This window comes from Parahoeflea alexandrii, assembly GCF_027214025.1.
Taxonomy (GTDB): domain Bacteria; phylum Pseudomonadota; class Alphaproteobacteria; order Rhizobiales; family Rhizobiaceae; genus Hoeflea; species Hoeflea alexandrii_A.
On sequence record NZ_JAPWHB010000008.1, the window covers coordinates 51596 to 62901 of the forward strand.

Annotated in this window: 11 protein-coding genes; 4 read left to right on the forward strand and 7 right to left on the reverse strand. The window is 64.3% G+C overall.

Annotated features, from left to right (window positions below):
- Positions 1-15: 15 nt before the first annotated feature.
- On the forward strand, positions 16-1260 hold the full coding sequence (locus O4H62_RS22960) for a Tm-1-like ATP-binding domain-containing protein (RefSeq protein WP_269391204.1): 1245 nt from the start codon (positions 16-18) through the stop codon (positions 1258-1260).
- Entirely contained in the window at positions 1257-2048 is a 792-nt protein-coding gene (locus tag O4H62_RS22965; protein ID WP_269391205.1) for an SDR family NAD(P)-dependent oxidoreductase, read from the forward strand. Before O4H62_RS22960 ends, O4H62_RS22965 begins: the two co-directional genes overlap by 4 nt.
- Before the next feature lie 148 nt (positions 2049-2196).
- Here the strand turns inward: O4H62_RS22965 and O4H62_RS22970 are convergent, their stop codons facing one another.
- Genes O4H62_RS22970 through O4H62_RS23000 form a run of 7 tightly spaced genes read right to left on the reverse strand, consistent with a single transcriptional unit; the run spans position 2197 to position 9463 of the window.
- Positions 2197-3174: an ornithine cyclodeaminase family protein gene (locus O4H62_RS22970; RefSeq protein WP_269391206.1), complete on the reverse strand. Its 978-nt coding sequence runs from the start codon at positions 3172-3174 to the stop codon at positions 2197-2199.
- Positions 3171-4022: an alpha/beta fold hydrolase gene (locus tag O4H62_RS22975; RefSeq protein ID WP_269391207.1), complete on the reverse strand. Its 852-nt coding sequence runs from the start codon at positions 4020-4022 to the stop codon at positions 3171-3173. The genes O4H62_RS22970 and O4H62_RS22975 overlap by 4 nt, the downstream gene beginning before the upstream one ends.
- A complete protein-coding gene (locus O4H62_RS22980) occupies positions 4019-5470 on the reverse strand; it encodes a M81 family metallopeptidase (RefSeq protein WP_269391208.1) in 1452 nt (483 codons plus the stop codon). The genes O4H62_RS22975 and O4H62_RS22980 overlap by 4 nt, the downstream gene beginning before the upstream one ends.
- Positions 5471-5479: 9 nt before the next feature.
- Complete coding sequence (locus tag O4H62_RS22985) at positions 5480-6019, reverse strand: TRAP transporter small permease (RefSeq protein WP_269391209.1); 540 nt, start codon at positions 6017-6019, stop codon at positions 5480-5482.
- 3 nt (positions 6020-6022) lie between these two features.
- On the reverse strand, positions 6023-7000 hold the full coding sequence (locus tag O4H62_RS22990) for a TRAP transporter substrate-binding protein (protein ID WP_269391210.1): 978 nt from the start codon (positions 6998-7000) through the stop codon (positions 6023-6025).
- Between the two features lie 46 nt (positions 7001-7046).
- A complete protein-coding gene (locus O4H62_RS22995) occupies positions 7047-8333 on the reverse strand; it encodes a TRAP transporter large permease (protein WP_269391211.1) in 1287 nt (428 codons plus the stop codon).
- Positions 8330-9463, reverse strand: coding sequence for an NAD(P)/FAD-dependent oxidoreductase (locus tag O4H62_RS23000; protein ID WP_269391212.1), 1134 nt, complete (start codon positions 9461-9463; stop codon positions 8330-8332). Before O4H62_RS23000 ends, O4H62_RS22995 begins: the two co-directional genes overlap by 4 nt.
- Positions 9464-9581: 118 nt before the next feature.
- Between O4H62_RS23000 and O4H62_RS23005 the strand changes: the two genes are divergently transcribed.
- A complete protein-coding gene (locus O4H62_RS23005) occupies positions 9582-10166 on the forward strand; it encodes a helix-turn-helix domain-containing protein (protein WP_269391213.1) in 585 nt (194 codons plus the stop codon).
- Between the two features lie 202 nt (positions 10167-10368).
- Positions 10369-11301 (forward strand): MYG1 family protein, encoded by a 933-nt coding sequence (locus tag O4H62_RS23010; protein ID WP_269391214.1) that lies wholly within the window; start codon positions 10369-10371, stop codon positions 11299-11301.
- The last annotated feature ends 5 nt before the right edge of the window (positions 11302-11306 follow it).

An 11306-nucleotide genomic window follows, 5' to 3' on the forward strand; every position in this document is an offset into this window, starting at 1 on the left:
AATGGAGGAGAGAGAATGACAAAGACGATACTGGTGGTGGGTACCTTTGACACAAAGGCGGACGAGCTCGGCTATCTGATCGAAAAGATCAGGAGCCAGGGCGGAAACGTGCTTGCCATGGATGTCAGCGTGCTGGGTGACCCGCGCGTTCCGGTCGACGTGACAAAGCATGAGGTTGCCGGAGCCGTCGGCGAGACGATCGACGGCTTGATCGCGCTCGGCGAGGAAGGCGAAGCGTTCGAGAAGATGAGCGCCGGCGCAGCCCTGCTGACACGGAAACTGCATCGCGAAGGCCGGTTCGACGGCATGATCGCGCTTGGCGGCACGATGGGCACCGACCTGGCGCTCGATTGCGCGCAGGCCCTGCCGATCGGCGTTCCTAAATACATCGTGTCCACCGTTGCCGGATCGCCGCTGATCGCTGCGGAGCGGATGGCCGCGGACGTCCAGTTCATTCTCTGGGCCGGCGGGCTTTACGGGCTGAATCCGCTCTGCAAATCCTCGCTCAGCCAGGCTGCCGGCGCGGTTCTGGGCGCGGCGCGCGCGGCGGAACCGCCGCAATTCGACCGGCCCGTCATCGGCATGACATCGCTCGGATCGAGTTGCCTGAAATACATGAAGCGGCTGCATCCCGAGTTGACCGCACGCGGCTACGACGTCGCGGTCTTTCACACAACCGGCATGGGCGGGATGGCCTTCGAGCGGCTGGCCGCAGAAGGGGCATTCGCCTGCGTGATGGATTTCTCCCTGCAGGAACTGGTCAACATGCTGCATGGCTCGCTGGTCAGCGCCGGGGCCGACCGGCTGACCGGGGCAGGGCGCAGCGGCACACCCCAACTGGTTGCTCCCGGCGCGATGGACATCCTCGACCTCGCCGGTTGGCAGGAGATACCCGCTCGCTTCTCCGACCGGCCGTTCCACGAGCACAACCGCCTGATCAAGAGCGTCGCTTTCGATGCGGAGGAGCGACGCGCGCTGGCCCGCGAAATGGCCGATCGGCTGGCTGCTGCGAGCGGACCGACACACTTCCTTCTGCCGCTCGGCGGGATAGAAGAGTGGGACCGTGCAGGCGAGCCGGCGTACAACCCCGAGGGGCTTGCGGCTTTCACGGAAGCCGCGGAAAAGTCGCTCGACGGACGGGTTTCCTACCAGGCGCTGGATTGCCACATCAATGACGAGGCGTTTTGCCTTGCCGCGCTGGCACATCTCGACCGCTGGGTTGCTGAAGGCCTCGTGCCGGCCGGAAAGACGGCGGCATGAACGGGCGTTTTGTCGGAAAGTCCGTTCTGATCACCGGCGCCGGGACCGGCATCGGCGCGGCTGCCGCGCGTCGGTTCTCGCAAGAAGGTGCAAGTGTCCTGCTGATGGGCCGACGCAGGGAACCGCTTGAGGCGCTCGTAGCCGACATCGATGCTGTGGTGTTTGCCGGTGACGCTGCCGACCCCGCGCAGGCCGAGGAAGCGGTGGCGCTGGCACGGCAGCGGTTTGGCGGGCTCGACATGGTTGTCGCCAATGCCGGCGGTCACGGCTTCGGCTCGATCGTGGAAACCACCGACGCAGAATGGTCGGCCTCGGGGCGCGCCAATCTCGACACCTCGATGGTGATCCTGCGCGCCGCGATGCCGGAGCTGATCGCGCGCAAGGGCGCCATCTGCGTCACCGCCTCGATCGCCAGCCTGGCGGCTGCGGCAGGCACGTTTGGTTACACGGTGATGAAACATGCCCAGATCGGTCTCGTTCGCTCCATCGCCCGGGATTTCGGGGCGCAGGGCGTGCGCTGCAATGCTGTCTGCCCGGGATGGGTGACGACGGAAATGGCCGATGCCGAGATGGATGAACTGATGGCGCGAAAGGGTCTCGGTTCCCGCGCCGCGGCCTATGGGCTTGTCACAAAGGACGTTCCCCTGGGGCGGCCTGCCACGCCAGAGGAGGTGGCTGCCGCCATCGCGTTTCTCTGTGCGCCGGAAGCTGCGATCATCACCGGAGCGGTCCTCACCGTCGATGGAGGTTCGACCATTGTCGATGTGCCTACACTGGCTTTTGCTTGAGACCGGCTCCACGTCTTTCGATCCCGGTCAGCTTCCTTCTATTGGGCGATAACGCCGGACCGCAGAATGCTCCGGGAAGAGGTCAGACCACCTCTCGGGAACAAGGACCGGCTTTTGAAGGCAATGGTTTGCCACGGTCCCGGTCCAATCAGAACGGAACGTGATGACCGCGGCTCTCCGCTCGCGCACGGGTCAAGACGTGGTGGGCTGCGGCGAGATCCTGGGCAGCGATGCCCAACGAGCGGTAGATGGTGATCTGTTCAGCACTGCTACGGCCGGGGATTTCGCCCGACAGATGGGCTCCGATCTCGCCCTGCAGCTGATCGGCGCTGAAGGTTCCGGCCTTGATCATGTCGACGATCTCGCCGGCCTGAGCCAGCGTCGATTGCAGGTAATCGACCCAGATAGCGCCGCGGATGACCATCTCGTCGTCGACTTCGCGCATGGTCGGGATGGAGGATCCGACGATGTTGACGTGCGCGCCGTCGGAGACCCACCTTCCCTTGACGATGGGTGATGCCGAGGACGTCACGGTACAGATGATGTCGGCATCCTTGATGGCTGCCTCAAAGTCGGCGCCATGGTCGATCCGGAGTGCCGGATAGAGACGGGCGACCCGCGCGGCGAAGGCTTCGGTCTTCTCGGCTGATCGCCCAGCCACCGACAAGCGGCGGATCTCGCGCACGCACATCATCGCGTCGAGATGATGCTCGGCCTGTTCGCCGGTGCCGATGATCGCCAGGTGGCTGGCTTCGGGGCGGGCGAGCGCTCGGGTGGCAACGGCGCTTGCCGCCGCCGTGCGGATTGCGGTCAGCAGGCTCGCATCCATCATGGCGACAGCGCCGCCGGTCTCGGCCTCGAACAGCACCATGGCGCCGCGATGCGAGGACAGGCCACGCGCCGGATTGCCGGGAAACAGGCTGATCATCTTGACGCCGAAACAGGCCGGTTCAGCAATGGCGCCGGGCATCAGCCCCATCCTGTTGTTTCCGCCCACCGGTGTGACCGAGCGCAAGGGCAGCGATGCCTCACCGCGCGATACCTGCTTCATGACCGCTTCGACGACTTCAATAGCCTCCTGCATCGGCAGCAAGTTGGCGACATCGTCATGGCTGAGAATGATCACAACGCACGCTCCTTTCCGGTGCCCCAGTCGGAGCCGGTGAGGGGCAATCCGAGCACCTGTTCGAGCAGCCCGGTATAGTCCTCCGGCCGCGCCACGTAGGGAAAATGCCCGCCTGACAGGAACCGGTAGGCGCAACCGGGATCGAGCCGTTCTCGTACCGCGGCCCGCATCGGCGGCGGGATCAGCGGATCGTCGTCGGCCTCGATGGTGCAGATGTCGGCCTTGGGTAATGGGACAGCGGGCAGGTCGGGCGCGGTCTTGGTGGCGTTGAGACGGTTGCGCAGCTCGGCCTCGGGAATGCGCCCGTTGACCTCGGCCATCAGCAATGCGACCAGGTCTGTCTGCTCCGGATGCGCTGCCGCCCAGGCGCTGAGACCCATGCCAAAGCCCGCGCGCAGGTCGGCGATCGGCGCGTTCATCAGGTCCAGTGCATAGGGCATGCGCTGGTCGATTCCCGCCACCGAGCACAGCGTGTTGGCGCCGATCAACCTGGTCACCCGGGAAGGGGCGTCGGCCGCAAGGTATTGCGCCAGATAGCCACCCAGCGACGATCCCAGTACGGTTGCCTGCTCCACGCGGAGGCGATCCATCAGCGTGACCAGGTCTCCGCTCCAGTCTGCGACGCCGCCGGTGCTTGGATAGGTCACGGCGAGGACGCGTATCCGGTGCTTGAGTGCCGTGATCTGCTGCCAGAAGATATCGCCGCGTCCGAGCGTGCCGGGGATCAGCAGAAGAACCGGGCCGGAGCCCACGTCACACAGTCCCCATTCGCGGCCGTTGAGATCGATCCGCTGTTCGGGATGGCTGGCGGCGAAGGCGTCGCGGCTGTCTATCAGGGGATTGCTCATGCGAAAGGATCCTCAACTGCGGGCCAGTAGGTGCGGGCGCGTTTGGTGTAGGGGATGTTGGCGAAATCGGGCGTGATCGCGCCTGGGGTTGCGACCGGGATGACCTGGGCGGCGATCGGGTTGAACCCGGCCTGGTAATGGTTGGAAGACTTGACGCAGACATAGCGGCGCTGCGACAGGTCGATGCCCAGTTTCTCGAAAGCTTCGGGATGAAAGGTCTGGCTGCGATTGTCGTTGATGACGATGTCGATGCCATCGGCTTCGACCCAGACCGTCTGGCCCATCGGCGAGGGCAGTTCGCCGAAGCGTTGGGTCATCCCATCGGCAATGTTGCGCACGGTCACGGTCAGATCCAGCGGGTTGCCCGACATCGGGCCGCACTTGCCGCCCAGGCGCAGTTTCAGCGTGGCGCCGATGCCGGCCTCCTTGCAGATGCGGACGGCGATCGGATCCCAGAAGATCCCGGTGGCGATGCTGCGCATACCGCGGTCGATCATGGCGCGCAGCAGGAAGGTGGCGTCGGAAGGGGCGCCGCCACCGGCGTTGTCGGACATGTCGGCCAACACCACCGGGCCTTTTGGCGCGGCCTCGGCAAGGTCCAGGGCCGCCTCGATCCCCGGAATGTCGCGATGCAATTTAAAGCGCAGATCATAGAGCGCCTTGCCCAGCCGCTCGGCTTCGGCCTGGGCCTGATCGGCATCGCCGTCGCAAATGGCCAGCGCGCGCGTGCCGGTGCGGGGGTGGTCGCCCCAGGGGAAACCATGGGCCAGCGACAGCGAAAGAACACCGGGTTCGGATTCGCGCGCGGACATGGCGTCGACAAAGCCGCGCATCGGTTGATGCGGTGTCGGCATGGCGATGATCATCCGGCAGTCCCAATCACGCATCACCGGCCTGATTTCGCCGCTTGCGGTGCGGTCGGCCAGCACAAACATCTCACGGGCGCGTTCGGGCACGTCGACATGCGGATATTCTTTGAAGGCGATCAGCAGCGTGGCCGCCTCGAGCATCTGTTCGGTGAGGTGGCAATGCGGATCGAGCAAGCCGCCGATCACCGCATCAGGGGCGATGGCGCGGGCACCGGCGATCAGTTCGCCTTCGCAATCGTCATAGCCATCGGCAATCATGGCGCCGTGCAAGCCGAACAGGATGACGTCCACCGGTCCGGCGGCACGCAAGTCTCCGAGGATCTCGTCGCGAAAGGCTTCGAATTCGGGTTTGACTGTCGGCCCGCTTGGCTGCGCGGCCGCGCAGAGGGATTCGACCACCTCCCAACCCTTTGCTTCGGCCATTTCACGCCAGATGTGCAGCGCGGCGCTCCAGTACTGAAGCGGATGCCGGGTGGCGTCCCCGTGGAAGATGCCGCCTTCTTCAAAACTGGCCCGCCCGGTGGGCATCGGCGAAAAGGAATTGGTTTCGGTGGTCAGCCCGGCAATGAACAGCTTCATGATCGTGTCCTATGAATTTGGGGTGGCAATATGGGGCATCTGCCCGGAAAACCGGAGCGCCAAACGGGCGATCAGATGAACGAGGATCAACAGGAAGGCGAGCGGCACGGCGGCCGTGAACCAGATCATCGACACATCGAGCATCTCCGCCTGGCGAGCCAGCGAACGGCCCAGAAAGCCGCGGACGGCATTCATCCGACCGTCGAAAACCGAGTACCAGAGAATAGGAAGTGCAAAGGCGAGCACGCCGAATGCACGGATCATGGCCAATGCCATCCCCAGCCCGCCGCGCCGGAGGCGCATGGCGGGAAACAGGGTCGGGTCGGTGCCGGCGTAGAAAGCGCAGGATGCGCCCAACATGCCGGTCCAGACCATGGCCCGGCGCGCCAGCTCCTCGGTCCAGATCGGTGGCGCCTCGAAGACATAGCGGGCGACGACCTGCCAGCTGGCGGCGAAGACCATCACCAGAAGGGCCAGTACCGCCCCCCAGAGGGCGATACTGTTGAGACCGGCCGACAGCCGAGTGAGCTGGAGCGCGAAGCTTCGCATCTGCTACTTGCTCTTTGCGGCTTCCCATTCCGCAATCTGTTCCTGGGTCAGGAGGTCGGAGTTGTAGGCAGGCCCGGATGCTTCACGGAAGCCGTCGCGCGCGGCCTGATCGAGCCGCTCGATAGCCACGCCGGCAGCTTCCAGTTTGCCAAGAACCGCATCCTGGGTCTTCAGCCATTCGCGGTTGGCTGCTGTCGCAGCGGCCGCTGCGGCGTCGACAGTGGCGCGATCGGCTTCACTCAGTCCCTGGTACCAGTCTTCCGAGACGATGGTGATGCGAAGCGACGGCGAGACGGCGGCGTCTGTGTAGAACTTGAGGAAGTCGGTGTGCCCGAATAGGAGCGGCACGAAGGCGGGATTCATGTAGCCGTCGGCCACTCCGGTCTGCAGCGCGTTCGGCACTTCAGCCCAGCTGACGATGGTGCCCGAAGCGCCCCAGGCCTTGTAAAGTTCGATCTGGCTTTCATCGAGTGCGCGCATCCTGAGCCCGGCCATGTCGGCTACGGATTTCACAGGCTTCTTGGTGTTGAAGATACCGGTCGCCTGACCGACATGATTGAGCGAGAGAACACGCACGCCGCCCTTGGTGGTCGCCGCGTTGATCTTCTCCAGCATGCCGCCCTGATAGGTCGCACGGTCCACCTCTTCCGCATCGGCGAAGAAATAGGGCAGGCGCAGGCCGTAGATCAGCTTGTCGAGCGAACCGACAATGTTGAGCGGCGACATCGAGACTTCCAGAAGGCCCTGGCTGACCTGGTCGAACAGCTCGTCATCGCCGCCGATGCTGCCGCGCGCGAACTCTTCGGCCGGCATGCCATGGTCGTTGAGATAGGTGCTGAAGGTGTGGGCCCAGACATAGCTGCCGGAGCCTTCCAGATCCGGCGGGCTGTCGAGCGCGATCTTGATCTGGGCATTGGCCGCCCCGGCCAGCGTCAAGGCTGCGGCGAACAGGGCGCCGCCCAGGATTTTCGAGTAAGTCATGTCAGTTCCTCTCCTTTATGAATTTCTTCCAACTCTTCATGATGGCTCAGCCACCACCCAGGCCAAAGGCATGGGGCAAGGCCAGACTGAGGGCGGGTATCCGGATCAGCAGCGCCAGCACCGCGATCTGGACCAGAACGAAGGGGATGACGGCACGGGCCAGCTTCCAGTAGTTTACACCCGTGACGGTGGAGACCACGAGCAGGCAGCCTCCCATTGGCGGCGACACCAGTCCGATGCACAGGTTGAAGCACAGAACGATGCCGAGATGCACGGGATCGGCTCCCTGTTCGAGGGCGACAGGGGCCAGCAGCGGCACCAGAAGCGCCAGTGCCACCGGGATGTCGAGCACCATGCCGGCCAGCAGGAAGATCACGTTCATCGCCAGCATGTAGTCAGTCGGACCGAGGCCCCAGTCCATCACCATGCCCGAGATCATTTCGGGGATTCGCTGGAGCGCACCGAGGTGACCCAGGGCCGAAGCGGCGCAGATGATGACGAAGATCGAACCCGAAAGCATGGCGGTCCGGCGCAGGCTGTCGAGCACATCGCTGGTCGACAGGCCGGCGTAGAACCATCCGGCGCCAAGGGCGGCAAAGACGGCGACAGCGGCGGCTTCGGTCGGGGTCATCAGGCCGAAGACGATGCCGCCGAGAATGATCATCGGCAGGCTGAGCGCGGGCAGGGAATGCAAAAGGGTGGGCAGCAGCGGCGGCATGTCGGCCTTCTCGACCCGCGGGTGCTGCTCGCGCATCGCATAGAAAGCATTCAGCACGAGCAGTGCGGCGGCAAGGATCAGGCCGGGCACAATACCGGCCAGGAACAGCGCGGTGACGGATGTACCCATCAGCGCGCCATAAAAGATCAGGATGATCGAGGGTGGGACGATCGGGCCGATGATCGAAGAGGCCGCAGTGATGGCGCTGGCATAGGTCAGCGTGTAGCCGCGCCGGGTCATCTCCGGAACCAGCGTGTTGGACAGCGCCGCCGCGTCGGCCACGGCCGAGCCGGAGATTCCGGCAAAGAACACCGAGGTCAGGATGTTGACGTGTCCAAGGCCGCCGCGGATCCGGCCGACCAGCGCCATCGAGAGGTTGATCAGGGCGCCGGTAATGCCGCCCCGGTTCATTAACTCGCCTGCGAGAATGAACAAGGGCATTGCCATCAGGGCGAAGACGTCGATCTTGGAGAATATCTGCTGCGGCAGGATTGCCAGATAGCGGCCGTTGTCGGTGGCGATGAAGGCCAGTACCGCCGCGCCGCCGATCACATAGGCAATCGCCAGCCCTGAAAACAGCAGCGCCGCCGCAGCGATGATGACAAGTACCATCATGCCGTCACCTGCAGGCGCGAAGGCGAGAGCGCCGCGGCGTTTACCCCAAGATCGGCTACGTCGCTGGGCAGATCGAGACCCTGAACCAGAGCCGCGGCGCTGCGCGCCATCGCCGGCGCGCTCTGGATGCCGTATCCACCCTGACCGGCGAGCCAGAAAAAACCGGGCGCATCGGGAGCGTAACCCGCCACCGGGTCGCCATCGGGCAGGAAGCTGCGCAGACCGGCCCATTTGTGATCGATACGGCGGACCTGCAGGTCAAAGGCAGTCTGAATGCGGTCGACGCAGATGGCGATATCGAGCTCTTCCGGCTGGGCGTCGCAGGGCTCGGAGAGGGTTTCATCCGCGGGCGAGATCAGCAGTTTGCCGGCGTCCGGCTTGAGGTAGAACTGCTCTTCGACATCGACGACCATCGGCCAGTCATCCGGAACCATCCCGGCAGGCGGGTCGACCAGCAGCGCGGTGCGGCGCAGCGGGCGCAGGCCCTTGGTGGCGACGCCGGCCATCTCCGCTATGACATCGGCCCAGGCACCGGCGGCATTGATGACGACGGGTGCGCGCATCGTCTGGCCGGGGACTTCGACCTGCCAGTCTGCGCCGATGCGGCTCAGGCTCGTGACCTCGGCGTTTGTGACCAGAGTTCCGCCTTCGGCGCGGAAGCGGCGCAGGTAATGCTGGTGCAGCTCGTGCACCTCGATATCGGCGGCCGTCTTGTCGAAAAGTCCGGCGCTTGCATAGCCGTCGCGCAGCAGCGGGGAGCGTGCGCGCACCTGACCCGCATCCTGTGGCTCGACAACTGCCCCAAGGGCGATGCGCATCGCCTCGAGCCTGTCGACCTGGTCGGCGCGGGCAACGAACAGGGCGCCGCGCGGGCGCAGGAGGCCTGTGGGCGGATTGCCCGGCCCTTGTCCCAGAAAGAAGGCATGCGATGCGCGCGACAACGCCCGGATCACCGGCGGGCCATAGGCCTGCGTGTACAAGGCGGCAGAGCGTCCGGTGGTGTGGTAGCCGGGGTGGTTCTCGCGTTCGAGCAGCGCTATGCGCCCCGTGCTTGCCAACTCTGCGGCAACGGAGGCTCCCGCCATGCCTGCGCCGATGACAATCATGTCATAATGCTGGTGCCCGGCCATGCCTTCCCCTTGAATGTCCTCGTGGAAAGAGGTTAACACTAATTTTCCTTTTGGAAAGAAGAATTTTTCCTATTGGAAAAACGAAGGGGCGATAGCGGTTATCCCGCATGGTGCAGGCATGAGCAAACAGACTGAAAACGCCATTCCGCGGGAGGACTTCGGTCGACGTCTGCGCAAACTGCGGCAGGACAAGGGCTGGACCCTGGCCGAACTGGCCGAGCGCTCAGGCCTGGTCATCTCGACGATTTCCAAGGCCGAGCGGGGCATCATTTCGCTGACCTACGACCGGCTGGCGATGCTGGCGAAGGCGCTGGAGGTGGACCTGGCGGCTTTCTTCAACGCCGAGGGGGAGACCTTCGCGCCCGGCAGTTTCGCGGTTGCCCGCAAGGGCGAATTCAAGATGCAGGAGACCAGGAACTACGTCTACGAAATGCTGTTTCCCGATGTCTGGAACAAGGCGATGACCCCGATGATGGGGTCGCTCAAGGCGCGCGAACTGGTCGATTTCGAGGAATTCGTGCGCCATCCCGGGCAGGAATTCCTGATCGTGATGGCCGGGCAGGTCACGGTGTTTGTCGAAAACCGCGATCCGGTGGTCCTCAATCCCGGCGACAGCATCTATTTCGACAGCGCCATCGGGCATCTCTATGCGTCGGGCGGCGAAGAAGACGCCCGCATCCTGGTGGTCTGTGCGCCGATCTGAACGGAGTGACGGATGGCATTGCCGCGCTCGGTCGAAGAGCCTAGCCCGGATTTTCGGCAGCTTTCACCGGTTTGCAACTATGGCACTGTGCCCGGTTTGCGCTCCGATCGTGATCAAGTCGGGTTGAGTTGAGGTGCGACTGTGGCTAATTGGTTGTCTGCCGCAGGCGAGACTGCCGCGAACAACAAGGCGCCTTCCCATTATGATCCCAGAATTTCTCGTTACCCATTCCGGCGGTTTCCATGCCGATGAGCTGCTGTCCAGCGCGGTGCTGACCCGGTTGTTTCCGCAGGCCGTGATCGTCCGCAGCCGGGCAGCGGAGTGGATCACACCCGGGGCGAACCGGATCATCTATGATGTCGGTGGCGCCTATGACGCCGAAGCCGGGATCTTCGATCACCACCAGCGCGGCGCGCCGCTGCGCGACGACGGGCAACCCTACAGCTCCTTCGGCCTGATCTGGAAGCATTTCGGCCATGCCTATCTTGCCGCGATCGGACTACCCGAAGCCCATATCGAACCCGTGTATGCGGGTCTTGACGAAAGCTTCGTCCTGCCGATCGATCTGCTCGACAACGGGGCCATGAGCCCGGCTGTCGCCGGGCCGCTGGCCGTGCTGACCCTGCCGGTCCTGCTTGAAACCCTGAAACCGGTCTTCGACGAGACCGATCCGGAAGCGCTGGAACGGGCATTCGAGCAAGCGCTGGCCATTGCGCGCAGCTTTCTCGAAGCCCGGATCGCAGGAAGTGCGGCGAAGCTGCGGGCCGAGGACCTGGTGCTGAAGGCGATTTCGGCTGCGGGCGAGAACCGGATTCTCGAGCTTCCGATGGGCATGCCTTTCCGCCCGGCGATCATGAAGGCCGGGGCGGATCACCTGCTGTTCGTGGTTCACCCGCGCGAGAAGGATTGGTGCCTGACCGGCATTCGCCAGTCGGACGAGGGGTTCGAACAGCGCGCCGATCTGCCCGCAGCCTGGGCTGGCCTCACCAATGGCGATCTGGAGGCTGCCTGCGGCGTCGAGGGAGCGAGCTTCTGTCACAATGGCCGCTTCATCGCCGCTGCAAGAACCCGAGATGCTGCCCTGGCCATGGCGCAAATTGCGGTAGAGGAAGCACTCTCGACCGGGCAAGCCTGAACGAA